At 72.4% G+C, this 24,460-nt stretch carries 19 protein-coding genes; 13 read left to right on the forward strand and 6 right to left on the reverse strand.

The features are described 5' to 3' along the window. Positions 1 to 88 precede the first annotated feature (88 nt). The 6 genes from EAE32_RS03860 (at position 89) to EAE32_RS03885 (ending at position 7,663) form a co-directional block, all read left to right on the forward strand. Positions 89 to 1,801, forward strand: a complete 1,713-nt coding sequence (locus tag EAE32_RS03860; RefSeq protein ID WP_121864237.1) for a nitrite/sulfite reductase — start codon at positions 89 to 91, stop codon at positions 1,799 to 1,801. Next, positions 1,798 to 2,535 carry a phosphoadenylyl-sulfate reductase gene (locus EAE32_RS03865; protein WP_121846468.1) on the forward strand — a complete coding sequence of 246 codons (738 nt, stop codon included), beginning with the start codon at positions 1,798 to 1,800 and terminating at the stop codon, positions 2,533 to 2,535. Before EAE32_RS03860 ends, EAE32_RS03865 begins: the two co-directional genes overlap by 4 nt. Next, positions 2,517 to 3,452 (forward strand): sulfate adenylyltransferase subunit CysD, encoded by a 936-nt coding sequence (gene cysD, locus EAE32_RS03870; protein WP_121864238.1) that lies wholly within the window; start codon positions 2,517 to 2,519, stop codon positions 3,450 to 3,452. Before EAE32_RS03865 ends, cysD begins: the two co-directional genes overlap by 19 nt. A gap of 2 nt (positions 3,453 to 3,454) precedes the next feature. Next, entirely contained in the window at positions 3,455 to 4,795 is a 1,341-nt protein-coding gene (locus tag EAE32_RS03875; protein ID WP_121864239.1) for a sulfate adenylyltransferase subunit 1, read from the forward strand. 100 nt (positions 4,796 to 4,895) lie between these two features. Then, positions 4,896 to 6,845 (forward strand): 2-succinyl-5-enolpyruvyl-6-hydroxy-3-cyclohexene-1-carboxylate synthase, encoded by a 1,950-nt coding sequence (gene menD, locus EAE32_RS03880; protein WP_121864240.1) that lies wholly within the window; start codon positions 4,896 to 4,898, stop codon positions 6,843 to 6,845. Positions 6,846 to 6,925: 80 nt separating this feature from the next. Beyond that, complete coding sequence (locus EAE32_RS03885; protein WP_121864241.1) at positions 6,926 to 7,663, forward strand: SDR family oxidoreductase; 738 nt, start codon at positions 6,926 to 6,928, stop codon at positions 7,661 to 7,663. 127 nt (positions 7,664 to 7,790) lie between these two features. Here EAE32_RS03885 and EAE32_RS03890 read toward each other — a convergent pair whose 3' ends face one another. Both EAE32_RS03890 and EAE32_RS03895 read right to left on the reverse strand, forming a co-directional pair. Beyond that, entirely contained in the window at positions 7,791 to 8,561 is a 771-nt protein-coding gene (locus EAE32_RS03890; protein ID WP_121864242.1) for an ABC transporter substrate-binding protein, read from the reverse strand. 87 nt (positions 8,562 to 8,648) lie between these two features. Continuing rightward, a complete protein-coding gene (locus EAE32_RS03895) occupies positions 8,649 to 10,061 on the reverse strand; it encodes an isochorismate synthase (protein ID WP_121864243.1) in 1,413 nt (470 codons plus the stop codon). 173 nt (positions 10,062 to 10,234) lie between these two features. Here EAE32_RS03895 and EAE32_RS03900 point away from each other — a divergent pair, with 173 nt between their 5' ends. The 4 genes from EAE32_RS03900 to EAE32_RS03915 all read left to right on the forward strand — a co-directional run bounded on the left by EAE32_RS03900 (position 10,235) and on the right by EAE32_RS03915 (position 14,637). Then, positions 10,235 to 11,506 (forward strand): geranylgeranyl reductase family protein, encoded by a 1,272-nt coding sequence (locus tag EAE32_RS03900; protein ID WP_121846756.1) that lies wholly within the window; start codon positions 10,235 to 10,237, stop codon positions 11,504 to 11,506. 109 nt (positions 11,507 to 11,615) lie between these two features. Next, a complete protein-coding gene (locus EAE32_RS03905; protein ID WP_121846759.1) occupies positions 11,616 to 12,578 on the forward strand; it encodes a polyprenyl synthetase family protein in 963 nt (320 codons plus the stop codon). Positions 12,579 to 12,673: 95 nt separating this feature from the next. Further along, positions 12,674 to 14,440: a sodium-dependent transporter gene (locus tag EAE32_RS03910; RefSeq protein WP_121846757.1), complete on the forward strand. Its 1,767-nt coding sequence runs from the start codon at positions 12,674 to 12,676 to the stop codon at positions 14,438 to 14,440. Then, the gene (locus EAE32_RS03915; protein WP_121846758.1) at positions 14,437 to 14,637 is read left to right on the forward strand and encodes a methionine/alanine import family NSS transporter small subunit; all 201 of its coding nucleotides are present in this window, start codon (positions 14,437 to 14,439) and stop codon (positions 14,635 to 14,637) included. The genes EAE32_RS03910 and EAE32_RS03915 overlap by 4 nt, the downstream gene beginning before the upstream one ends. Before the next feature lie 174 nt (positions 14,638 to 14,811). Here EAE32_RS03915 and rarD read toward each other — a convergent pair whose 3' ends face one another. Together rarD and EAE32_RS03925 are read right to left on the reverse strand one after the other, a co-directional pair. Further along, entirely contained in the window at positions 14,812 to 15,750 is a 939-nt protein-coding gene (gene rarD / locus EAE32_RS03920; protein ID WP_121864244.1) for an EamA family transporter RarD, read from the reverse strand. A gap of 61 nt (positions 15,751 to 15,811) precedes the next feature. Next, a complete protein-coding gene (locus EAE32_RS03925) occupies positions 15,812 to 17,245 on the reverse strand; it encodes a DUF6882 domain-containing protein (protein WP_121864245.1) in 1,434 nt (477 codons plus the stop codon). 258 nt (positions 17,246 to 17,503) lie between these two features. On the opposite strand from EAE32_RS03925, the gene EAE32_RS03930 reads away from it, so the two are divergent. Continuing rightward, positions 17,504 to 18,910, forward strand: coding sequence for an SseB family protein (locus EAE32_RS03930; RefSeq protein ID WP_121864246.1), 1,407 nt, complete (start codon positions 17,504 to 17,506; stop codon positions 18,908 to 18,910). Between the two features lie 176 nt (positions 18,911 to 19,086). Here the strand turns inward: EAE32_RS03930 and EAE32_RS03935 are convergent, their stop codons facing one another. After that, positions 19,087 to 20,610 (reverse strand): catalase, encoded by a 1,524-nt coding sequence (locus EAE32_RS03935; RefSeq protein ID WP_121864247.1) that lies wholly within the window; start codon positions 20,608 to 20,610, stop codon positions 19,087 to 19,089. Positions 20,611 to 20,653: 43 nt separating this feature from the next. Beyond that, positions 20,654 to 21,130 (reverse strand): Fur family transcriptional regulator, encoded by a 477-nt coding sequence (locus EAE32_RS03940; RefSeq protein ID WP_121846639.1) that lies wholly within the window; start codon positions 21,128 to 21,130, stop codon positions 20,654 to 20,656. Positions 21,131 to 21,754: 624 nt separating this feature from the next. On the opposite strand from EAE32_RS03940, the gene EAE32_RS03945 reads away from it, so the two are divergent. Together EAE32_RS03945 and htpX are read left to right on the forward strand one after the other, a co-directional pair. Beyond that, positions 21,755 to 23,419 (forward strand): sigma-70 family RNA polymerase sigma factor, encoded by a 1,665-nt coding sequence (locus tag EAE32_RS03945; protein WP_165860442.1) that lies wholly within the window; start codon positions 21,755 to 21,757, stop codon positions 23,417 to 23,419. 85 nt (positions 23,420 to 23,504) lie between these two features. After that, positions 23,505 to 24,407: a zinc metalloprotease HtpX gene (gene htpX / locus EAE32_RS03950; RefSeq protein WP_121846486.1), complete on the forward strand. Its 903-nt coding sequence runs from the start codon at positions 23,505 to 23,507 to the stop codon at positions 24,405 to 24,407. Positions 24,408 to 24,460 lie beyond the last annotated feature (53 nt).

The raw sequence follows: 24,460 nt of genomic DNA on the forward strand, positions 1-24,460 counted from the left end.
GTGACGTGTTTGTGACGGTGACTCGTGGGGGTTACCGGGCGGTCTGTACGTTGGAACGGCTCGCCCCATCCCCACCCGAGGAGCACCCATGACCACCTCCGCAGAGAGCACGGAGCGCTCGCAGACGGCGCAGTCCGGCCGCGTGCGCGGACCCCGCAAGGGCACCGATCTGGGCCAGTGGAAGGTCAGCGGACGCACCCCCCTGAACCACAACGAGGAGTTCAAGGCGGAGGAGAACTCGCTCAACGTCCAGCGGCGGATCATCGAGGAGTACTCGAAGACGGGCTACGCCTCGATCCCCTCGGACGACGTCCACGGCCGGTTCCGCTGGCTTGGCCTCTACACGCAGCGCAAGCAGGGCGTGGCGGGCGCGAACACCTCCAAGCTGGACGCCGAGTCCCTCTCGGACGAGTACTTCATGCAGCGCATCCGCCTGGACGGCGGGCAGCTGAGCACCGAGCAGGCGCGCGTGCTGGGGAAGATCTCCCGCGAGTTCGCCCGCGGCACCGCGGACGTCTCGGACCGGCAGAACATCCAGCTGCACTGGATCCGCATCGAGGACGTCCCCGAGATCTGGGACCGCCTGGAGGCCGTGGGACTCACCACGCTGGAGGCGTGCGGTGACACCCCGCGCGTGTTCCTGGGCAGCCCCGTGGCCGGTGTGGAGAAGAACGCCGTCATCGACCCCTCGCCGCAGCTGGCCGCGCTGCGCGAGGAGTTCATCGGCAACCCCGAGTACGTGAACCTGCCGCGCAAGTTCAAGACCGCCATCACGGGCAGCCCCACGCTGGACGTGGTGCACGAGATCAACGACGTCAGCTTCGTGGGCGTGAACCACCCCGAGCTGGGCCCGGGCTACGACCTGTGGGTGGGCGGCGCGCTGTCCGTGGCCCCGCGCCTGGGGGAGCGCCTGGGCGTCTTCGTGGCGCCCGAGGACGTGGTCCCGGTGTGGGCCGGGGTGTGCGGGATCTTCCGCGACTACGGCTACCGCAAGCAGCGCACCAAGGCCCGCCTGAAGTTCCTGCTGGCCGAGTGGGGCCCCGAGAGGTTCCGCCAGGTGCTGCAGGACGAGTACCTGGGCCGCGCACTGCCGGACGGCCCCGCCCCCGAGCGCGCGGTGGGCCACGCGGACCACGTGGGCGTGCACGAGCAGGTGGACGGCAACCGCTGGGTGGGCTTCGCGCTCACCGCGGGCCGGCTCTCCGGGGATGCCCTGGTGGCCCTGGCCGACGCCGCCGAGGCCGCCGGTTCCGGGCGCATCCGCCTCACCCCGCACCAGAAGGTGCTGGTGCTGGACGTGCCCGAGAACAACGTGGAGGGGTTGATCGAGGCGCTGGCCCCGCACGGGCTGCACGCCAAGCCCAGCCCGTTCCGCCGCTCCACCATTGCGTGCACCGGCATCGAGTTCTGCAAGCTCGCGTTCGTGGAGACCAAGGGCCTGGCCGCCCGGGTGATCGACGACATGGAGCAGCGCCTCACGGACGTGGAGATCCCCACCCCCATCTCCCTGCACATCAACGGCTGCCCCAACTCGTGCGCCCGCATCCAGACCGCGGACATCGGGCTCAAGGGCCAGTACATCGGGGAGGAGTACGTGTTCCAGGTGCACCTGGGCGGCGGTCTGGCCTCCCCGGACCGCGAGGAGGGTGGGCTGGGCCGCACGGTGCGCGGGCTCAAGGTCACCGCGGACGACCTCTCCGACTACGTGGAGCGCGTGACCCGCACCTTCCTGCGGGAGCGCGGCCCCGACCAGTCTTTCGCCGAGTGGGCGCTTTCCGCCGAGGAGGATTACCTGAGATGACCACCACTGACGTGACAACCACCCCGGGCCGCGAGCGCTCCGCGGAGGAGCTCAAGGCCCTCGTCGAGGACGCCCAGCGGCGCTTCGGCGAGCGGGACGCGGACCCGGACGAGGTGCTCGCGTGGGCCGCGGAGACCTTCGGGAAGAAGCTGGCCGTGGCGTGCTCGATGGCCTCGGACACCGTGGTGCCCGCGCTCGTGAGCACGCACCTCAAGGGCGTGGACGTGCTGTTCCTGGAGACGGGTTACCACTTCCCCGAGACCCTGCAGACCCGCGACGAGTTCGCCCGGGACTGGCCCGTGAACGTGCGCACCCTGCTGCCCGAGCTCACCGTCCCGGAGCAGGACGAGAAGTACGGCGCCAAGCTCCACGACCGCGACCCCGGGCTGTGCTGCGGGATGCGCAAGGTCGCCCCGCTGGACAGGGCACTGGCCGGGTACGAGGCCTGGGTGACCGGGCTGCGTCGTGAAGAGACGCCGCACCGCGCGAACGCCGCGCCCGTGGAGTGGGACGAGCACCACCAGATGGTCAAGATCAACGCCATCGTGGACTGGACCTTCGACCACGTGGTCGCGTACGCCGAGGAGAACCTGGTGGTGGTCAACCCGCTGCTGAGCCAGGGCTACCCGTCCATCGGGTGCGCCCCGTGCACGCGGAAGGTCGCCCCTGGGGAAGATCCCCGCGCCGGACGCTGGTCCGGCGTGGGCAAGACGGAATGCGGGATCCACCTGTGAGCACCACGACTGCCCCCACCGAGACTGCGCTGACCCAGCTGCAGCGGCTCGAGGCCGAGTCCCTCCACATTTTCCGCGAGACCGCGGCGGAGGGCGAGCGCCCCGTGCTGCTGTTCTCCGGCGGCAAGGACTCGGTGGTCATGCTGCACCTGGCCGCGAAGGCCTTCTGGCCGGCACCCATCCCGTTCCCCGTGCTGCACGTGGACACCGGGCACAACTTCCCGGAGGTCCTGGAATTCCGGGACCGCACGGTGGAGCGCCTGCACATCCGCCTGGAGGTCGCGAAGGTCCAGGACTACATCGACGACGGCCGCCTGGCCGAGCGCCCGGACGGCACCCGCAACCAGCTGCAGACCGTTCCCCTGCTGGACGCGATCACCGAGGGCCGCCACGACGTGGTCTACGGGGGCGCCCGGCGGGACGAGGAGAAGGCCCGCGCCAAGGAGCGGATCATCAGCCTGCGGGACGAGTTCGGCCAGTGGGACCCCCGCAACCAGCGCCCCGAGCTGTGGAGCCTGTACAACACGCGCCACCGCCCCGGGGAGCACGTGCGGGTGTTCCCGCTGTCCAACTGGACCGAGCTGGACATCTGGTCCTACATCACCGAGCAGGGCATCGAGCTGCCCTCCCTCTACTACGCCCACGAGCGGGACGTGGTGAGCCGGGACGGCATGTGGCTCGCGGTGGGCGAGCACGTGAGCCCGCGCGAGGACGAAACCGTGCAGACCCGCACCGTGCGCTACCGCACCGTGGGGGACATGAGCTGCACGGGCGCCGTCGAGTCCCCTGCCGCCACCGCCGCAGACGTGCTGGCCGAGGTCAGGACCAGCACGCTCACCGAGCGCGGGGCCACCCGCGCGGACGACCGCGTGTCCGAGGCCGCCATGGAGGACCGCAAACGAGAGGGCTACTTCTAGAGATGAGCACCGAGAACACGCCGCGCCTGTTGCGGATCGCCACGGCCGGGAGCGTGGACGACGGCAAGTCCACCCTGGTGGGCCGGCTGCTGCACGACACCAAGAACATCCTTGTGGACCAGCTGGAGGCCATCGAGCGGGTCAGCCAGTCCCGCGGGCTGAGCTCCGCGGACCTGGCCCTGCTGACCGACGGGCTGCGGGCGGAGCGGGAGCAGGGCATCACGATCGACGTGGCCTACCGCTACTTCGCCACCCCCGCCCGCAGCTTCATCCTGGCCGACTGCCCCGGTCACGTGCAGTACACCCGCAACACGGTCACCGGCGCCTCCACCGCGGACGCGCTGATCGTGCTGGTGGACGTGACCCACGGGATCGTGGAGCAGACCCGGCGCCACCTGGCCGTGGCCGCACTGCTGGGCGTGCCGCACCTGATCGTGGCGGTCAACAAGATCGACCTGGTGGCGGACGCCCAGGACGCCTTCGGGGCGCTGGACCGTGACCTGCACGCGCTCGCCGGGGAGCTCGGGGTGCTGGACCTGCAGACCATCCCGGTCTCCGCGCTGCGCGGGGACAACGTGGTGGAGCCGTCCGCGGCCACACCCTGGTACCCGGGTCCGTCCCTGCTGGGCTGGCTCGAGGACCTCCCCGACTCCTCCCAGCTCATCCGCTCCGAGCCGTTCGCCCTGCCGGTGCAGACCGTGATCCGCCCGCAGTCCGCAGCGGTTTCCCCGGAGTTCACGGACTACCGCGGCTACGCCGGTCAGGTGGCCGCGGGCTCGGTGTCCGTGGGCGACGCCGTGACCGTGCAGCCCGCCGGGCGCACCACCGAGGTCACGCGCATCGACGTGGCCGGGGCTCCCGCCGAGCACGCCGTGGCCGGGCAGTCCGTCACCCTGAGCCTCGCGGACCAGATCGACATCACCCGCGGGGACCTGATCGCCACTCCCGCCGCCGCGCCGCAGGGCTCCAAGACCGTGGACGCCGTGGTGTGCTGGCTGGACGACGAGAACCCCCTGCGCGAGGGCCAGCGCGTGCTGCTCAAGCACACCACGCGCGTGGTCCGCGGCATCGTGGGTTCCCTGGACGGGCGCCTGAACCTGGAGAGCCTCGCCGCGGAGTCCGTGGGCTCGTTCGAGCTCAACGACATCGGGCGTGTGAGCATCCGCGTGGCCGAGCCCCTGTTCACCACGGCCTACACGGCCTCGCACGCACTGGGCTCGTTCCTGCTGATCGACCCGCAGTCCGGGCGCACCCAGGCCGCAGGAATGGTCCAGGACGACAGCGTCCACACCCCGGGCGTGCTCGGCAATCTTCGCGCGGATGCGGGGGAGTGGGCCATCTGAGCCCCCGGTAGGCCCACGATGCCGCCCGGCCGGCTCCGCGCATGGCTTGCCGCCGCGGCGTCGGCTGTGCGTGTCGGCGGAGCTGGGTAGCGTCACCGGTGTGATCACGCCCAGCCTGCTCTCCGCCACCACCGTCCTGCGGGTCCTCGCGCTGCGGGGCATGCAGCACCTGGTGGTGTCACCGGGCTCGCGCTCGGCACCCCTGGCCTACGCCGCGGCGGCGGCCCACGCGAGCGGTGCGTTCACGGTGCACGTGCGGATCGACGAGCGGGACGCCGGTTTCACCGCGCTCGGGATCGCACGCTCCACCGGACGGCCGTGCGCGGTGGTCACCACGAGCGGTACCGCCGTGGGGGAGCTGCTGCCCGCCGTCATGGAGGCCTCCCACGCGGGGGCGCCCGTGGTGGTGCTCAGCGCGGACCGCCCGCCCGAGCTGCGTGGCACGGGCGCCAACCAGACCACCCAGCAGCCGGGGATGTTCTCCCACTTCGTGCGCGCCGCGCTGGACCTGCTGCCCCCGGAAGGCTCGGACCTCACGGACGACGAGCACCGCGAGGACCTCGAGTACCTGCTGCGCGACCCCCTGACCGCACTCGCAGGGCACCGCGAGGACGCCCCCGGCCCCGTGCACCTCAACGTCGCCCTGCGCGACCCCCTCTTCCCGAGGTCCGGGGCCGACCACGCCCACCTGCAGGACTGGGCCCGGGACCTCGCCGCCGAGCTGGCCCGCGTCCGCTCCGCCCGGGCCCCGGAACCGGTGGCGCACCCGTGGTCGGTGCTGCCCGAGCCCTTCCTGCCTTCCCGGGTGCTCGGGGAGGACGACCCCGGTGCCCAGGGCGCTTTGCTCGCCGAGGGCACCTCCGCCTTCCACGTGACCGGGGCCGATCCCGGCCGCCCCCCGCGGCACACCCACCGTGCAGACGCCGCGAGCGACGAGCCGGCCCCCGCAGCCCCCGGTGCCCGTCGCAGCCCGCGCCCGCACATCGTCGTGGAACCGCCGTCCCACCCCGTGGTGTTCGCGGGCGACGGCGCGGGGCTCACCACCGCACGGTTCGCACGTGAGCACGGCATGCCGCTGCTGGCCGAGCCGTCCTCCAACGCCCGGACGGGGGAGGCCATAGCCTCCTACGAGAGCCTCCTGGCCTCCCCGCTCGGGGCACGGGTGGATGCCGTGGTCCTGGTGGGGCGGCCCACCCTGAGCCGCTCCGTCGCGGCGCTGCTCAAACGTGAGGACGTGCGGGTGGTGGCCGTGCGCCCCGAACCCGCCCCGTGGTTCGTCCCCGGGCGCCGGCCCGAGGAGGAGGTGGCCTCCTTCGCGGAGGCCGCGAGCGCCGTCGGACCCGTGGCGGACGGGTGGCTGCGGACGTGGCGGGAGGCCGGGGCCGCCGCGGATGCCGCCGTGCTGCGGTACGCGAACGCCCAGCAGGAGCTGACCCGGCTGCACGTGGCGCGGGCGGTGTGGGATGCCGGCTGCCAGGACGGCTCGGTGCTCGTGGTGGGATCCTCCACCGTGGTGCGGGACGTGGACCTCGCGGCACGCGCGCAGTCCCCGGTGCCGGTGGTGGCGAACCGTGGTCTGGCGGGGATCGACGGCACGGTGGCCACCGCGCACGGCGTGGCGCTGGGCACCGGACGGCCCGTGCGCGCGGTCATGGGGGACCTCACGTTCCTGCACGACGCGGGCGGGCTGCTCCTGGGGTCGGGGGAACAGGTCCCGGACGTGGACACGGTGGTGGTCAACGACTCCGGCGGGGGCATCTTCCAGACGCTCGAGCACGGCGCACTGGGCCGGGACGAACGGTACACCGCGGCGGTCGAGCGGTTCTTCGGAACCTCGCACCGGGCCGGGATCGCGGAGCTGTGCGCCGCCTACGGCGTGGCGCACGTGCGCGCGGAGACGGCCATCGAGCTCACGGCGGCGCTCGCGGTCCCGGTGGTGGGCCGCCGGGTGGTCGAGGTGGTGCTCGAACGGGAGACCCTGCGGGACTTCAACGCGGCCGCCCGGCGCGAGGGCAGCCGTGCGGTGGAGGAGTTCCTCGCCGGGCGGTGACCCCCGGGTGCGAGGGCGGGGTCCTCTCCTGCCGGACGATCTGCGCGGCGCGGGACGGAGCCCCTCGCTAGCATGGCGGCATGAGCGAACAGACGGCACAGCAGAGCACACCCCGCACGGCACTGGTCACGGGAGCCACGCGCGGGATCGGACGGGCCATCGCCCAGGACCTCGCCCGGGACCACGTCGTCCTCGTGGGCGGACGCTCCGCCGAGGACGTGGAGCGCGTGCGCGGTGAACTGGCCGGGCTGGGACCGGGCACCCGCGCGTTCGTCGCGGACGTGAGCGACGACGAGCAGGTGGCCGCCGCGTGGACACCCCTGCGGGACGAGTTCCACGGGCTGAACGTCCTGGTGCACTCGGCGGGGATCGCCCCGCAGTCCCGCGTGGCGGACGCCCCGCGGGAGATGTGGGAGCAGATCTTCGACGTCAACGTGATCTCCGTGGCCCAGCTGACCCGGCTCACCCTGCCGGAGCTGCGCGCCGCCCACGGTGACGTGGTGGCCATCAACTCCGGCTCCGGCTTCACCTCCAACCCCTCCGCGGCGCTGTACTCCGGCACCAAGTTCGCGCTGCGGGCGCTGACGGACGCGCTGCGCGAGGAGGAGCGGGAGAACGGGGTCCGCGTGTCCTCGGTGCACCCGGGCCGCGTGGCCACGGACATGCAGGAGCAGCTGCACGAGTACATGGGCCGGGAGTACCGCCCGGAGGAGTGGATCCGCCCCGAGCAGATCGCCGCGGCGGTGCGCCTGGTGGTGGACGCGGACCGGACCTCGGAGGTGGAGGTCGTCTCGGTGCGTCCCTCCGGGATGCACTGACGCGGGCACCCGGTTCCGGCGCACCACGGCGCGGGCACACCAAGGCGCAGGAACACCAGGGCACTGCCCCCGGGGCGCGGGTACGCCGGCGGGGACGTCCCGGGCCGGCCGAGGGTGAGGGGCGGGTCTACAGCCCCATCCACTCCGCCTTGAGCCGGTCCACCGTGCCGTCGCGCGTGACCCGGTCCAGGGTGCGGTTCACGGCGCCGAGGACCTCGGTGTTGCCCTTCTTCACGGCCACGCCGAGGTTCTCGTTGGTGTCCACGGTCTGGGCGAGCCGCAGGTCCGGGTGGTTCTTGGCCTCCCAGGACAGCGTGGAGATGTTCCCGGACACCGCCTCGACCTCCCCGGAGCGCAGGGCCTGGAACATCTGCCCCACGTCCTCGAACTCCTTCACGGCGAGCTTCCTGTCCTTCGCGTACTGCTCCCCGGAGCTCGCGCGCTGGACGCCCACGGTCGCCCGGCCCACGGAGCCGAATCCCGTGATGCCGGAGTCCTTCGCGGTGAGCAGCGCGATCTGGTCGTTGAAGTACGGCTGGGAGAAGTCCACGTCCCGCCGCCGTTGCGCGGTGATGGTCATGCCGGAGATCGCGGCGTCGCACCGGCCCGTGTCCAGTGCGTCACCGGAGACCAGCGTGTGGAAGTCCGCCTGCGCCACCTGCAGGCTCCTGCCCATGTCGTGGGCGATCTCCTGCCCCAGGGACATGTCAAAGCCCACGGTCTTGCCGTCGCGCTCGAACTCGAACGGCGCGTAGGGGGAGTCGGTGCACACCGTGAACGTCCCGGCGCTGCCGCTCGCACCGGCCTGTTCCCCCGAGGACGAGCCGCACCCCGCGAGCGCCAGCCCCACCGCCCAGACGGCGGCGAGCACGGGCGCGGACCGGCGCGCAGTGGCCATGGGAACTCCTCGTCGAGTGGTCCTGGACGTGTGGCGATCGTACTATGCGCCTCACCCTTCCGGAGGGGGTCCCACTCGCGGGGCTGTTCAGCGTGCGGGCAGCGACTCCAGCATGGGCCGCAGCTTGGCCCACGTCTCCGCGAGCTCGGCGCGGGGGTCGGACTCCGCGACGATCCCGCACCCGGCACTGACCCGCGCACGGTGCGCGTCCAGCTGGACCGCCCCGCGCAGGGCGATGCCCCACTCGCCGTTGCCGGCGCCGTCGAGCCAGCCCACGGGCCCGGCGTAGAGGCCGCGGTCCATGCGCTCGAGGTCCTCGATCACGGCGCCCGCGGTCTCGGTGGGGGTGCCGCACACTGCGGCGGTGGGGTGCACCGCCTCCGCGAGCTCCAGCGCGGAGGGCAGGGTGCCGTCCACGCCGGCGCGCAGCCGGGCGGTGACGTCCGAGGCGAGGTGCCAGACGTTCGGCAGGTCCAGGATGAACGGCCGCTCGCCGCCCGAGACCTCGTCCGCGTACGGGGACAGACCGGCGACCAGCGACTCCACGGCGAAGCGGTGCTCGCGCTGCTGCTTCTCGGAGCCGCCCAGCTCGGTGATGGCGAAGTCATCGGGGTTCGCCCCGTCCGGGAGGTCCTGCCGGTCCAGCGTCCCGGCGAGCACGCGCGCGGACGCCGTGCCGCGGTGCACGCGGACGAGCATCTCCGGGGTCGCGCCCAGCAGCCGCCCGGACCCCTCCTCCGGGGAGTCCTCGTCCCCGAGCCGCACGCAGTACGTCCAGCACGTGGCAAAGCGCTCGCTGAGCCGCCCCAGCACCGCGCCCAGCTCGATGGGCCGCCCGGTGTCCACCACCACGTCCCGCGCGAGCACGAGCTTGTCCAGCTCGCCCGCCCGGATCATGGCCACGCCGTCCGCCACCGCGGCCATCCACTCGCCTTCGTCCAGCGTGCCGGGCACGGCCGTGGGGTACGACGACGCCGCGCCGCCGGCCGCGGGTCCGTCCAGCCGCTCCGGGGTGGCGCCCGCGACGGGCCCGGGGGCCACGCGTGCCAGACGGGACCAGGCGGCGTCGACGTCCGCGGGGGTGGGCACGGTGGCTCCGGGCACGATCAGGGTCAGCCACGCGGCGTCGTCGTCGGTGCCCACCACGAGTTCGGGGACCACGAGTCCGGAGGCCGCGGTGGAGGAGGGGGCGAAGGCGAAGGCGCCGAACGCGAGCAGTCCCGTTCCCGGGCGGCGGACCCGGTCCTCGACCGCGGCGTCCTGGCGCACGGCGTCCCACCACACGCGCGCGGCGGTGAACCGGGTGCCACCGCGGACCCGGAACGTGGCCGCGCGGCCGAGCCCCACGAGTCCCCGGCCGCGCACGATCCACGTGGCGGGATCGGGGCCGTCCAGCAGGCGGCGGACGTCCGGGTCGCGTGCGAATCCGGCGGCGGAGGGGACGTCCGAGAGGGGGAGGGTGAGCGCGCTCAGGGTGGGCGCGGGGAGCTCTGTTGTCATCGCCCACCAGCATAGGACGCGCGCGGGAGGACCGGCCGCGCGCGCCGGGTGCGGGCGGGGAGCGCGCGGGGCGTGCTGTGCCGCGGCGTCGGAGGGCGGTGGCACAATGAGCGCTGCACCACCCAGGGGCACGCGCGTGCCCGCAAGCCGAGAACGCGGAGGACTGCGGCGCAGTGAAGGTCTTGATCAGCGGGGGCGGCCCCGCGGGCGCCACGGCGGCGTACTGGCTCGCGAGCCACGGCATGGACGTCACGGTCCTGGAGAAGTCCGCGTACCCCCGGGAGAAGGTGTGCGGGGACGGGCTCACCCCGCGGGCCGTGCAGCAGCTGCGCCTCATGGGCGTGCCGCACGGCGAGGCCGAGGGCTACCGGCGCAACCGCGGGCTGCGGCTCGTGGCGTCCGGGCGCACCGTGGAGTTCCCCTGGCCCGAGCTCACCGACTTCCCCTCGTACGGCCTGGTGCGCACGCGCGCGGGCTTCGACGAGGACCTCGTGCGCCACGCCCGCGCCGCGGGGGCGAACGTGGTGGAGCGCCGTTCCGTGAAGGACGTGCTGCGGGACGGCACCGGTCGCGTGGTGGGCGTGCGGGCCGCGGTGCTGGACCCGGAGACCGGACGGCGCACGGCGGAGACCGAGGAGCACCGCGCGGACCTCGTGCTTGCCGCGGACGGCAACTCCACCCGCACCGCCGTGGCCGCCGGGCTGCACCGGCGCACCGACCGGCCCATGGGCGTGGCCGTGCGCACCTACTACCGGTCCCCGCGCTCGGAGCTGGACTGGATGGAGGGCTGGCTCGAGCTCGAGGACGGCACCCGCACCGAGCGCGCCCTGCTGCCCGGCTACGGCTGGATCTTCGGCGTGGGGGACGGCACCGCGAACGTGGGCCTGGGCATCCTGGACACCTCGCCCGCCTTCGGTTCCCTGGACTACCGCGCGGTGCTGCGCAGCTGGACCGCCTCGATGCCCGCCGAGTGGACCTTCGACCCCGAGCACCAGGTGGGCACCGTGGGCTCCGCGGCCCTGCCCATGGCCGGCAACCGCACACCGCACTACGTCCCCGGGCTCATGCTCCTGGGCGACGCCGCCGGGCTCGTCTCCCCGTTCAACGGCGAGGGGATCTCCAACGCCATGGAGTCGGCACTGTTCGCCGCGCAGTGCATTGCGGACGCCGCCGCCGCGAACGGCCCCCAGCAGCGGGAGAACGCCCTGGCCCGCTACCCGCAGCTCGTGCGCGCCGAGTGGGGGGCGCACTTCACGCAGGGCCGGGCGCTCGCCGAGCTCATCGGCCACCCGGCAGTCCTCTCCGCGGCCGTGCGCGCGGGCATGTCCGTCCCGGCGCTCATGCGCTTCGCCGTCCAGGTCATGACGGAGCTCTCGGACCGCCCCGCCCGGACTGTGACGGATCGCGCCATCGCGGTGCTGGACGCGCTGACGCCCGCGGCCTGATTTGTCGATAGAGTGGTGGACCGTGACTGAACCCAGCCGCCCCGAGGGCTCCCTGCGCCTGCCCGCGGGCTTCGAGCTCATTGCCCAGGACCCGCACCTGGGACCCCTCATGCTGCGTTCGCTCGAACGCGTGGAGGAGCGGCTGGACCAGTCCCTGCGCGCCACGGACCAGCTCGCGGACGTCACGGCACGCCACCTGCTGCGCGCCGGCGGCAAGCGGGTGCGCCCCCTGCTCGCACTGCTCGCGGCGGAGGCGGCCGGCAGCATCACGGACGAGGTGGTGGAGGCCGCCGTGGTCGTGGAGCTCACCCACCTGGCCTCCCTCTACCACGACGACGTCATGGACTCCGCTCCCCTGCGCCGCGGTGTGGAGACGGCCCACACCGTGTGGGGCAACACCGTGGCCATCCTCACCGGGGACCTGATCTTCGCCCGCGCCTCCGCCATGGTGTCCGCGCTGGGCCAGGAACCCCTCATGATCCAGGCCACCACGTTCGAGCGGCTCGTGATCGGCCAGCTCAAGGAGACCGCGGGCCCCGCCGAGGGCCAGGACCCCGTGGAGCACTACATCCAGGTGCTTTCCGGCAAGACCGGCTCGCTCATCGCCGCGAGCGGCCAGTACGGTGCGCTGCTGGGCGGCGCACCCCGCTCCGTGGTGGACCTCATGGTGGTCTACGGCGAGAAGGTGGGCCTGGCCTTCCAGCTCGCGGACGACATCATCGACCTCACCGGCCACCCGGACGTCTCCGGCAAGACCCGCGGCACGGACCTGCGCGAGGGCGTGGACACGCTGCCCGTCCTGCTGCTGCGCCGGGACGCCGCCGGCACCGACCCCGGGGTCGCGGCCGCCGCAGAACCTGTCCTCCGTCTGATCGACGGAGACCTCACCGACGACGCCGCCCTGGCCACCGCCGTGGCGGCCGTCTCGGAGCATCCCGCGGCCGCCGAGGCTTGGCAGATCGCCAACCGGTGGGCGGACGAGGCCATCGCAGCCCTGGAACCCCTGCAGGACTGCGTGGCCAAGGCAGCACTGATCGAATTCGCCCACGCGGTGGTCCACCGCAAGGGTTGAGCACTCAGTAAGCTTGAGACATTCATCACCCCTGGAGTATCGGCGACACCCCGTGATGCTCCTGGGGGACACTCTTTTCCGTGTGAGGTTCACGCATGTCCACTGAGAAACCACGTGGTGCCGCCGCCAAGGAAGCATTTTCCGGGCGCACCATGTTCATCTTCGCCGCGATCGGCTCCGCCGTCGGCCTCGGCAACATCTGGCGCTTCCCGTACGTCGCGTACGAAAACGGCGGCGGCGCCTTCATCATCCCCTACCTGGTGGCACTGCTCACCGCGGGCATCCCCCTGCTCATGCTGGACTACGCCATCGGCCACCGCTACCGCGGCTCCGCCCCGCTGTCCTTCCGTCGGCTGCACCCCAAACTCGAGACCATCGGCTGGTGGCAGCTGCTGATCTGCGTGGTGATCGCGATCTACTACGCGCTGATCATCGGCTGGGCCATGCAGTACACCGTCTTCTCCTTCAGCAAGGCGTGGGGTGACGATCCCGCCTCCTTCTTCATGAAGGACTACATGAAGGTCTCGGACCAGGTCACCATCGGCTTCGACTTCATCGGGCCCGTGCTCATCGCCACGGCCATCGCGTGGCTCGTGCTGCTGGTGGTGCTCATGCTGGGCGTGCAGAACGGCATCGGCAAGCTCAACGTGGTGCTGATCCCGCTGCTCGTGGTCATGTTCCTCATCATGGTGGGCATGGCCCTCACGCTGCCCGGCGCCGGCGCCGGTCTGGACGCCCTGTTCACCCCCTCGTGGAGCGCACTGGCGGACTCCTCCGTGTGGGTGGCCGCCTACGGGCAGATCTTCTTCTCCCTCTCCGTGGGCTTCGGCATCATGGTCACCTACGCCTCCTACCTCAAACCCCGCTCGGACCTCTCCGGCTCGGCGCTCGTGGTGGGCTTCGCGAACTCCTCCTTCGAGATCCTCGCCGGCATCGGCGTCTTCGCCGCCCTGGGCTTCATGGCCACGGCCTCGGGGACTGAGGTCTCCGAGGTGGCGACCTCCGGCATCGGCCTGGCGTTCATCGCGTTCCCGGCGATCATCTCCCAGGCGCCGTTCGGGACCCTGATCGGTGTGCTGTTCTTCGGCGCCCTGGCGTTCGCAGGGTTCACCTCCCTGATCTCCATCGTGGAGGTCATCGTGGCCGGCGTGCGCGACAAGCTGGGGCTCTCCCGCCCCGCCGCCGTGGCGCTCGTGGTGCTCCCGCTGGCCGCGGTCTCCCTGCTGTTCTTCCCCACCACCACGGGACTGAACCTGCTGGACGTCGTGGACGCGTTCGTCAACAACTTCGGCATCGTGACCGCGGCTCTGATGTCCGTGATGCTGCTGACCGCGGGGTTCTCCGCGCTGCCCACGCTGCGCGACCACATCAACTCGGTGTCCTCGTTCAAGCTGGGCCGCACGTGGATGATCATGACCGGCGGCATCACCCCGCTGATCCTGGGTTACATCCTCATCGACCAGGTCACCAAGACCGCGTCCGAGGGCTACAACGACATGCCGCAGTGGTTCGTGAACACCTTCGGGTGGGGCATGGCCGCGTCCCTGGTGGTCATCGCCTACCTGCTGTCCCGGATGCCGTGGAGCAGGCGCACGGCGGAGGCCTTCACCAGTCCGGCGCCTCCCATCGAGGACGCCTACCTGGACCGCAAGGCCATTGCGAACAAGCAGTCCCTGACCCACTACGCGGGCACCGCCGGGCGGACCGCGGCCCTGGGCCAGGACTTCTCCCTGCGGGCCATCGACCGCGGCACCGTGGTGCAGAAGGACGCACCCTGGGCACACGCAGCCCCCGGTGAGGTCGCGTCCCGGCGCTCCACAGCGGGGTCCCCCGTCAGCCACTCCGAAGGAGAACTCTCATGAGCACCAGCGCCGTCGTCATGATGATCGTCGCCATGGTCATGGTCTGGGGAGGACTCCTCCTGGCCCTGATCAACATCAAGCGCTCCCCGGAGGAGGTGGACGAGCTCGACACCCCGGCCCCCGGAGAGCAGGACCGCGTCCCGGACGAGGACGCCGTTCGGACCGGGGAGCCCGCGGCCCCCGGCCGCCGCGCCTGATCTGCGCCTGCCCCACGGCTCCACCCGCAGCAGAGGCCGCCCCGGACCACGTGTCCGGGGCGGCCTTCCGCGTTCCGCCTCTCGAGCGCCGGTGGACGTCACGCCTTCCCACCCGGACGAGGGACGAGGGGGAACAGTCGGCGGTGGGCAACCCGTGCAGGGCGGGGGTGCGCCTCAGCGGCGGGGGAGCCGGGGTGCGCGCGGGGCGCGGACGGCGTCGAGCACGAGGAGGACCACGGCGCACCACACCAGGGCGAAGCCGACCCAGCGCTCCGGGGGCATGGCCTCGTGGAAGACGGCCACCGCCAGGACGAACTGCCCAATGGGCGCCACGTACTGGATCATCCCCACGGTGCTCAGGGGCAGCCGCGAGGCGGCGGCGCCGAACAGCAGCAGGGGCACGGCGGTGATCACACCGGCGGAGAGCATGAGCAGGAAGTGTCCCGCGCCCTCGGAGGCGAGGGTGATCCCGCCGTGGGTTCCCAGCACCGCCACCGCCACGAGGGCCAGCGGGGTGATCATGGTGGTTTCTCCCGTCAGGGTGACGAGCGCGGAGTAGCGCGAGCCCAGACGGGACTTCACGAGGCCGTAGAAGCCGAACGAGAACGCGAGCCCCAGGGAGAGCCACGGCACGGAGCCGTAGAACACGGCCATCACGAGCACCGCGACGATCCCCACCGCGATGGCCGCCCACTGCAGGGGGCGCAGCTTCTCGTGCAGCACGATCACGCCCAGCAGGATGGCCACGATGGGGTTGATGAAGTACCCCAGGGATGCCTCGAGCGTGTGGCCCGTGGTGGCGGCCACGGTGTACAGCAGCCAGTTCCCCGCGATCAGCACCCCGGCCAGGCCCAGCGCGAGCAGCGCCTGACGGTCCCGGAAGAGCCGGGCGTACTGCCGGAGCCCGCCGGTGACCGCGAGCAGCAGCAGGCAGAACAGCAACGAGAAGAGGATCCGCATGGCCACGATCTCGTACGGGGCGGCCGGGGCGAGCAGCACGAAGTACAGGGGCAGCAGCCCCCAGATGGCGTACGCGCCGAACCCGTAGCCGACACCGGCCCGGACCCGACGGTGGTGGTCGGGATCCGGGCCGGAAGTCGTGGAGTCAGTCACCGGAGCATCCTAACGTCGGTGGCACCGGCGCCAGGACCACTCCTGGGGGACCTTGGTGGGGCTACAGGTCGAAGAACCGGCTCAGGAAGCCGCGCTTCTTCTTGCCCTTGCGCTCCGCCTGCTCGTTGGTCTCGACCTCCTGGCCGTCCACCACGGCGGGCGCCGAGAGGTCGTCGTCCGCTGCGCCGGGACCGGCCACGGTCTCGCGCTCCACGACCTCCTCGCGCGCCACGCGCTCCTCGCGGGCGGCGGCGTCCCGGTGCGCGGTGGTGCGCTCCTCGGTCTCCGCGGCGGTCCCGCGCTCGGCGTCCGCAGGCTCCGGCATGGGCTCCTCGCGCTCGGGAGCACCGGGCTGGGAGGCGGCGAGCCCGGGATCGGGGATCCGGGACATCGCGGTGGTGTTGGGGTGCGGCGAGGCCTGCGGGCCGGCAGTGGGGGTCTCGCCCTGCGGGCCGGGCAGCACGGTGGTCTCCACGCGGCCGGGCTCGGCCGGGGCTCGGGTGGGCTCCTGGTCGAACGGCAGGTCCGCGTCCCGCACCTGGCTCGCGGGGACGGCCACGTCCCCCTCGGGCTGCTCGGGCTCGGGCGCCTCGATGTCCTCGGGGGTGAGCTCGCTGGGCAGCGGCTCCTCCTGCGGTGCGGCAGCGGCGGCCGACGCCGCGGCGTCGGCCTCCTCGCGCTCGCGCCGCTTGCGCTCGGCGGCCTCGGCCCGCTGCTGCTCCCCGAGCACCTCGGCCTGGGCGACGGCGGACCGGCGGTCCTCGAGCAGCGCCTCGCGGTGCGTCCGGGCCTGACGCTCCAGCTCACGCAGCTCGTCCTCGCCCACGGAGGGCTCCGCGGGCTCCACGCCGGTGATCTGGTGCTCGTCGAACCAGAAGCGCTGGGCGCCGTCGTGCACGGTGACCACGCACGTGGCGTCCGTGTCCCACTCCACGTGGGCGCCGCGCAGCTTGGCGTAGCTGGCCACGGCCAGGTTGTGGTCCACGGCGGTGTCCGTGGTGAGGGACTCGCCGATCACCTGCATCATGCGTTGCTCCGTGAGGCGGGGCAGCTCGAACTCCGCGCCGTCCAGCAGTAGCCATGCGGTGATGTTGCCACCCGCGCGGGCCGGGTAGTGCGCGTAGAGACCCGTGGCGGCCTTGGCGGCCAGCGTGAGGCGCCGGGCCAGTCCGTCCTGCAGGGGCAGCTCGTCCGTGGTCAGCTCCGCCACACCGTGGCGCTCACCGGCCTGCCTGGTCTGCACGGCCGCTGAGACCACCTGTGGGTCGAAGTGCCCGAGCTCCTGCCAGGACCACACGAACGAACCGCGCGCCGCGGACTCCGTGCCCAGCAGGTAGGGGGTCAGCGTGACGGGCGGGGTGGTGCGCAGGGTGAACGACGGCGCGGAGAAGTCCACGTCCCATTCCGCACCCTGGGACAGTTCCGCCAGCACTGCCTGGTATTCGGTGGAGAGGAAGATCGACGCGTCGATCAGCTCCTGCAGAGTTTTTGTCATGGCCCCAGGCTAACAACTGGGGCGGACTCCCACAGGGAGCGCCCGGCCCGCCCGCGCAGGGCACGGCGTCGCCCCGCAGCCCGGGAACGGCGGCACCCCCGGCACCGCCCGCCCGCGCCGGCACCGGGGATCCGTGGTGACCCCGCGCACGTTGGCTAGGCTGGGCGTGCGCGCGGCCCGGTGACCTGCCGGGAACCCACCGCGCCGCCCGCGACCACCGGGCCCGGAGGGACCGGGCCGAAGGGACACTGACTGCACATGAGCTCTGCACCCCAGAACGCCTCGGAGACCCCCGCCCCCACCGAGCGCGAGCTCGTGACCCGGGTGGGTGAGTGGGTGATGTCCGTCCTGCGCACGGAGCCGGGGTGGGACTCCATGCTCGTGGAGTTCAAGCCCCAGGGCGGGCGCGTGCACCTGCGCGTGATCGAGAACCGCGACGGCACGGCGATCCCGGGTGCCGCGGGCCCCGTCAAGGTGGACAGCCCCGTGCTGGAGACCCTCGCGCAGCTGCAGCGTGCGTGCTTCGTACCCGGACGCGGCAGCTGGTTCTCCGCCTCCGTGACCCTGACCGCGCAGGGCTGGCCCGAGCCCACGCTGCGCACGAGCGCGTCCTACCACTTCCGGGACATGCCCCACACCTACGCGCAGGAGGGCCCCTACACGGGTCAGGACGTCCTGGACCAGCTCACCCGCTTCCCCCGCACCCAGGAGGGCACGCCGCTGTGGGCCGTGGAGCTCGCGCACACCGCGGGCCTCGAGCTGCCGTACGCCGAGCGCGCCGAGGATGAGGTCCGGGGTGACGTGCACCCGCGCCTGCGCGCGGCGGTCCTCGCGCACGGTGAGGAACCGGGCCAGCGCGCGCTCGCCGGGGTCTTGCGGGAGGCCCTGGCCGGCACGGTGCTCCTGGACGTCACCGGCTCGGACCTCGTGCCCGGGGAGGACGACCAGCCCGTGGGGCCGGAGTCCAGCATCCGGGTGCAGACCCTCTCCCAGCCGGACGGCCGCAGGGCGCTCGCGGTGTACACCTCCGCGGACGAGGCACGCGCGATGTTCTCCGCGAGCAACCAGGACCCCCAGCGCACGGAGCCCGTGCTGCTGCGCCAGCGCGCCAGCGCCATGCTCGGGATGGTCGTGCAGGACGCGCAGTACCACGAGATCGTGGTGGACCCCGCCTCCGAGCACGCGCTGCGGATCCCCCGCGAGCAGATCGAGTGGGTGGCCCGCTCCCCCCACAACGAGCCCCTCAAGCAGGCCCTGCTGGACGACAACATGGCCAACGTCCTGGGCGCGCTGTTCAACCCGGAGGGCCACCTGATGCTCGGCACCCGGGGCGAGGGAGAGGACACGATCCCCGTGATGGTGCGCCCGGAGGAGGAGGGTGCCGCGCCCGACACGCTGCTGGTCTTCACCTCCGCGGCCGAGGTGGCCGCACTGGACCCCGAGCTCACGGTGCGTTCGGCGCCCTCGCGCCAGATCCTGCAGTTCGCGCTGGACGCCGGTGTGGACGCCATCTGCCTCAACGCCATGGCCCCCGTGGCCACCCTGCCGGCCGAGCAGCTGCGGGAGATGCTCGACCTCGTCACCCAGCGCGAGCAGGCCGGCGCCCCGGGCCAGGAGGCTTCCGGCGCGGGCGCCTCCGGTGCGGAGGCCACCGAGCAGAACTGACGCGTCGGGAACGACGACGCCGCGCGGCGTCGTCGTCCCCGACGGCGCGCCGCACGCGTGGGCACCCAATGGCGAACCGGGCTCCCGAACGAGACCGGCCCCGCCCCCGCCGAAGCGGGAACGGGGCCGGTGCGCGTGGTGGAGCGGGACGTCAGCGCCCGCTCACCGTGCGGGGATCAGATGCCGTAGGCGTCCGTCCCGGCGTTGCGGGCCTCGGCCTCGCGCACGCGGCGGCCGAGATCGGCGTCCACCTTCTCCCAGTACTGGAAGGCCGCCTCCTTGATGGTGGCGTCCGTGACATCGCCGATGTGACCGGCGATGTTCTCCACGGTCTCGGCCTTCTCCTCGTCGTTGAAGACCTCGCGGTAGAGGGTGCCGGCCTGACCGAAGTCGTCGTCCTCGGAGTGCAGGGTGGCGGCGGTGCGCAGCAGCTCACCGTCGGACTCCCAGCGCATGTTGTCCGCCACGGCCGGACCCACACCGGCCACGGGGCCGCCCTTGGTGTTGGGCGCGTAGACGGGCTGGTTCGGGTGCTTGAACGAGTACCGCATGGGCCCGTCCTGCGAGTAGGAGTTCTGCTCCGAGCGGTACGGGAAGTTCACGGGCAGGTCCGCGAAGTTCGCGCCGATGCGGTGACGGTGCGTGTCCGGGTAGGAGAACACACGGGTCATGAGCATCTTGTCCGGGGAGATCTCCACACCGGGGACGGTGTTGCTGGGGGAGAACGCCGCCTGCTCGATCTGTGCGAAGTAGTTCAGGGGGTTCTGGTTCAGCGTGAACTTGCCCACCTTGATGCGCGGGTAGTCCTTCTTGGAGATCGTCTTGGTGACGTCGAAGGGGTTGAAGCGGTACGTCTTGGCGTCCTCGTACGGCATGACCTGCACGTACATGGTCCAGGACGGGAAGTCGCCCTTCTCGATGGAGTCGAAGAGGTCGCGGCGGTGCGCATCGGCGTCCTTGCCCGCGATCTCCTCGGCCTCGGCACCCGTGAGGCCCTCGGTGCCCTGGTCGGAGATGAAGTGGTACTTCACCCAGAAGCGCTCCCCGGCCTCGTTGCTCCACTGGTAGGTGTGGGAGCCGTAGCCGTTCATGTGGCGGTAGGTCTTCGGGATGCCGCGGGGGCCCATGAGGTAGGTGACCTGGTGGGCGGACTCCGGGGACTGGGTCCAGAAGTCCCACTGCATGGTGTTGTCACGCATGCCGGAACCGGGCAGACGCTTCTGCGAGTGGATGAAGTCCGGGAACTTGATGCCGTCGCGCACGAAGAAGATCGGGGTGTTGTTGCCCACGATGTCCAGGTTGCCCTCGGTGGTGTAGAACTTCAGGGCGAAGCCGCGGGGGTCGCGCCAGGTGTCCGGGGAGCCCTGCTCGCCGGCCACGGTGGAGAAGCGCGCCAGCATGGGGGACTTGGTGCCGGGCTGGAACACGGCGGCCTTGGTGTACTGGGAGACGTCCTCGGTGATCTCGAGCTCACCGAAGGCACCCGCGCCCTTGGCGTGCACCACGCGCTCGGGAACGCGCTCGCGGTCGAATGCTGCGAGCTTCTCCACGACGTAGGAGTCGTGCAGGACGATCGGGCCGTCCGCGCCCACGCTCAGGGAGTGGGCGTCCGCGTTGGTGGGAACCGGCTGGCCCTCTTGGTTGGTGGTGAACGAGCCGGTCTTGCGCAGGCCGTGCTCGTGGGGAGTGGTGTCAGACATGATTCCTCCTGGGTGATGGATGGGATCCGACGAAGAAGTGGACTTACTGGGCCTCCGGGGCACCCGCCGCAGCGTCCTGCTGACACTGCGGGCAGATCCCCCGGTACACCACCTCCGCGGACAGCAGCTGGAAGCCGTGGTCCTGGGAGGGTGTGAGACACGGCGCGTGTCCCACCGCGCACGGCACGTCCTGGATGACTCCGCAACGGATGCAGTACGCGTGGTGGTGGTTGTCCCCGGTGCGGATCTCGTACCGCGCCGGGGAGCCGGGCGGTTCGAACTTGGAGACCATGCCGATGGCCGTGAGGTCCGCGAGGACCACGTAGACGGACTGGACGGACATGTTGGGCAGGACCGAGCGGACCTGCTGCACGGTGTCCTCCGCCGTGGCGTGCGGTACGGACTCCACGGCGTCGAGCACCGCGAGACGTTGCTTGGTGACCCTGCGCCCGTGCGAGCGCAGGTGCGAGGTCCACGCAGCCCGCGAGGGGTGCGGTGCGATCTCGGCGGTGGTCTCCATGGCTCTGATCCTAGTCTTATTCTGAGCCATTCACAATAGTTAGGGTGACCTCACCCACGTCTCCCGGTGCCTCCCGCCGCCTCGAGAGCGTGCGCGGGCGGCGCCACGTCCCGACCCTCGGAGGGGGTGCGGTCCCGCTGAACCCGCCCCGGCGACGTCGCGCGGGACGGCCGCGGGCGGCGTCGCCGGACCCGCCGAAAAAAGTTTTCGGATTTCCGCGTCACGATCCGTCACCCCACGCGTCTACACAGTGGATCGCGTGCGGGCTGCACGAGATCCCGGACGGTCCGATCGCTCTGGGACCGACGAGCCGGTGCCACGGTCAGTACGGGGACACGTTGCGTGGCCACCGGTGGGCGAGAGCGTCTCTTCGCCGGGCGGGCTGCCCGGCACGGGGGAGAGGAGAGCGGTACTAGGAGACGGGGGCGGGACCGGTGGGGGCCGGTTCCGCCCCCGATCGCGGACCGTGTGCCCGGCCACGCAGAGCCGCAGACCTGCCCCGGAGCGCACGCCGGCGCGCGGAGCCCGTGCCGTGGTGCAGCGGAGGCAACAGTCTGTCGCCTCCCAGATGATGCTGACACAATGTCACCAGACCGCCCCCACACCACGTGCCGAGAGAGTGCCATGCGAGACAGTGCAGGCTCCGCAGTCCCCGGTCTCCCCGACCCCGCGGAGGGCCCCGCCAGTGACGAACTGCTGCTCGCGGCCGTGCGCGCCGGAGACAGCGCCGCGTTCGGAGAGCTGTTCGAGCGCCACCGCGGGGCCGCCCTGGCAGTGGCCCGGATGCACTCGCGCGGCGAGGCGGATGCCCAGGACCTCGTCTCGGAGGCGTTCACGCGCGTGCTCGCACTGCTGCGGGAGGGCCGCGGCCCCCGCGAGTTCCTGCGTGCCTACCTGGTCACGGCCGTCTCCCGGCTCGCGGCGGACCGCGCGAACGACCTCAGCCGCACACGCCCCGAGGAGCCCCGGCCGGACGGGCCGCTGGACCAGGTGCAGCTCTTCGACGACACCGTGGTGCGCCAGGTGGACTCCGCCGTGGTGTCCCGCGCGTTCGCGTCCCTGCCCGAGCGCTGGCAGGAGGTGCTGTGGTACCTCGAGGTGGAAGGCCGCCGCCCGCGCCAGGTGGCGGCAGTGGTGGGCATGCAGCCCAATGCCGTGTCCGCGCTGGGCAAGCGCGCCCGCGAGGGTCTGCGCACCGCCTACATGCAGGAGCACGTCTCCGCACGGGCGCTCGAGGACTGCCACCAGTTCTCGTCCCAGCTGGGCGGGTTCGTCCGTGGCTCCCTCACCCCCTCGCGCACCAAGGTGGTCCAGGACCACCTGGACACCTGCTGCCGCTGCACCGCCGAGTACCTGCAGCTGCAGGATCTCGGCCTCGGCATGCGCGGCTGGCTCCTGCCGGTCCTCGCCGGGCTGCCCCTGTGGGAGGGCGCCGGCGGCCGCCTCACCGAGGTGCTGGGGGGCCTTCCGCTCACCGGCGGGGGTGCGGGGGGTCCAGCAGGAGTGCACGACGTCGCCGGGTCCGCGGGTCACGCCACGAGCGGCCCTGCTCCCGGCGGGTCCAACGGGGCAAAAGCCTCCGGCGGGTCCGGAGCGGCCGGATGGGCCGTCGGTCTCGCCGGTTCGGGCACGGCGAGCGCGGCGGCCGTCGTCGCGCTCGCGGTGGTCGCCGCCACCGCGGTGGGCTACACCGCACTCCACGGTTCCTCCGAGGACCCCGCACCGGAAGCGGTGGCCACGCAGAGCGTGGGGGCAGACGGGCAGGGAAGTGACCGCGCGGCGTCGTCCGCGGCCGCGACGCCCGGCGCGCAGGGTGCGGATGCCGGTTCCCCCCAGCACGACGCCGCACCGTCCGGAGGTGCCGCCCCCGGCGGCGGGATGGCAGCAGACCCCGGCGCAGCTGCGGCGGGGGAGGGCGCGGAGCCCGGTTCCGGCGCGGACACCCATGCATCCGGGCCCGAGGAGGCCGTGCCGTCCGCACCGTTCCTCCCCGGCACCGCGCCGGAGTGGACCCTGCCGCGAGAGCTGCCCGAACCGGCGGCAAGTGTGCCCGTGTCCGTGCCCACCGTGCCCACCGTGCCTCCTGCGTCCCCGCCGCCGGAGGTCGTGACGCCGTCCCCGCAGACGTCCCCCGGCGAACCGGGAGGCGGCAGCGCCCCGGCGCCCAGCGGCACCGGGCCGCCGGTCCCGTCCGAGCCGCAGCCGTCCCACCCTGCACCCTCCGAGGACCCCTGCGACTGGATCATCGGCTCCGTGATCCTGCCGTTGTGCCCGCCCTGGGCTCCATAGCCCGGAGGGGCGCTCGCCGCGTCTTCCCGACCCCCCCGCCGCGGGCACCGTGGGTGCCCGTCCGATCCCCGAGGAGATCCCTCTGATGCACCGTCACTACAACGGATTGAAGACCGTCCTGCTGCTGGGCGGGATGTGGGTGGTGCTGCTGGCCATCGGCTGGGCCATTGCGGGCGCCACGCGCAACTCGGTGTTCATCGTGGTCTTTGCGCTCGTGGGCCTGCTCGGAACCGCCTACAGCTACTGGAACTCGGACAAGCTGGCCATCCGGTCCATGCGTGCGGTTCCCGTGACGCCCCAGCAGGCGCCCAGCATGTACCGGATCGTGCACGAGCTGTCCCAGCGGGCCGGACAGCCCATGCCGCGGCTGTTCATCGCGCCCACCATGAGCCCCAATGCGTTCGCCACGGGGCGCAACCCCGAGCACGCGGCGGTGTGCTGCACCGAGGGCATCCTGCAGATCCTGGACGAGCGCGAGCTGCGCGGCGTGCTGGGCCACGAACTCATGCACGTCTACAACCGGGACATCCTGACCTCCTCGGTGGCCGCCGCCGTGGCCGGGATCATCACCTCCGCGGCGCAGATGCTGCAGTTCGCGGCGTTCTTCGGAGGGGGCCGCGGGGAGGACAACCGCGGTGGCAATCCCCTGGTGGGACTCCTCCTGGCCTTCCTGGCGCCCCTGGCCGCCGCGGTGATCCAGATGGCGATCTCCCGCACCCGGGAGTACGACGCCGACGAGGACGGCTCCGCGCTCACCGGGGACCCCCTGGCGCTCGCGTCCGCCCTCCGCAAGATCGAGGGCGGGGCCTCGCAGCGGCCCATGGACCCCGCGGACCAGAAGCTGGTCAACACCTCGCACCTGATGATCGCCAACCCGTTCCGCGGCGGGAGCGTCTCCGGGCTGTTCCGCACGCACCCGAGCACGGCCGACCGCGTGGCGCGGCTCGAGGCCATGGCGCGCGGCGGCGGGTCCGCGGGCGGGCGCTGAGCCGCCGCCGGCCCGGGCGGCGTCGTCCGGGGAACCCCGCGCTCTGCCGGGTG

Origin of the sequence: Kocuria tytonicola (genome assembly GCF_003687175.1) — a bacterium.
Classification (GTDB): domain Bacteria; phylum Actinomycetota; class Actinomycetes; order Actinomycetales; family Micrococcaceae; genus Kocuria; species Kocuria tytonicola.

Excerpts from the sequence above, each read along its gene's own strand:
- EAE32_RS03940 (WP_121846639.1), bottom strand. The coding sequence starts at position 21,130 with ATGGAGACCACCGCCGAGATCGCACCGCACCCCTCGCGGGCTGCGTGG.
- cysD (WP_121864238.1), top strand. The coding sequence starts at position 2,517 with ATGCGGGATCCACCTGTGAGCACCACGACTGCCCCCACCGAGACTGCG.
- EAE32_RS03895 (WP_121864243.1), bottom strand. The coding sequence starts at position 10,061 with ATGACAACAGAGCTCCCCGCGCCCACCCTGAGCGCGCTCACCCTCCCC.
- EAE32_RS03885 (WP_121864241.1), top strand. The coding sequence starts at position 6,926 with ATGAGCGAACAGACGGCACAGCAGAGCACACCCCGCACGGCACTGGTC.
- EAE32_RS03905 (WP_121846759.1), top strand. The coding sequence starts at position 11,616 with ATGCTGCGTTCGCTCGAACGCGTGGAGGAGCGGCTGGACCAGTCCCTG.
- EAE32_RS03865 (WP_121846468.1), top strand. The coding sequence starts at position 1,798 with ATGACCACCACTGACGTGACAACCACCCCGGGCCGCGAGCGCTCCGCG.
- htpX (WP_121846486.1), top strand. The coding sequence starts at position 23,505 with ATGCACCGTCACTACAACGGATTGAAGACCGTCCTGCTGCTGGGCGGG.
- EAE32_RS03915 (WP_121846758.1), top strand. The coding sequence starts at position 14,437 with ATGAGCACCAGCGCCGTCGTCATGATGATCGTCGCCATGGTCATGGTC.
- EAE32_RS03930 (WP_121864246.1), top strand. The coding sequence starts at position 17,504 with ATGAGCTCTGCACCCCAGAACGCCTCGGAGACCCCCGCCCCCACCGAG.
- EAE32_RS03910 (WP_121846757.1), top strand. The coding sequence starts at position 12,674 with ATGTCCACTGAGAAACCACGTGGTGCCGCCGCCAAGGAAGCATTTTCC.
- EAE32_RS03945 (WP_165860442.1), top strand. The coding sequence starts at position 21,755 with ATGCGAGACAGTGCAGGCTCCGCAGTCCCCGGTCTCCCCGACCCCGCG.
- EAE32_RS03925 (WP_121864245.1), bottom strand. The coding sequence starts at position 17,245 with ATGACAAAAACTCTGCAGGAGCTGATCGACGCGTCGATCTTCCTCTCC.
- EAE32_RS03890 (WP_121864242.1), bottom strand. The coding sequence starts at position 8,561 with ATGGCCACTGCGCGCCGGTCCGCGCCCGTGCTCGCCGCCGTCTGGGCG.
- EAE32_RS03860 (WP_121864237.1), top strand. The coding sequence starts at position 89 with ATGACCACCTCCGCAGAGAGCACGGAGCGCTCGCAGACGGCGCAGTCC.
- EAE32_RS03935 (WP_121864247.1), bottom strand. The coding sequence starts at position 20,610 with ATGTCTGACACCACTCCCCACGAGCACGGCCTGCGCAAGACCGGCTCG.
- EAE32_RS03875 (WP_121864239.1), top strand. The coding sequence starts at position 3,455 with ATGAGCACCGAGAACACGCCGCGCCTGTTGCGGATCGCCACGGCCGGG.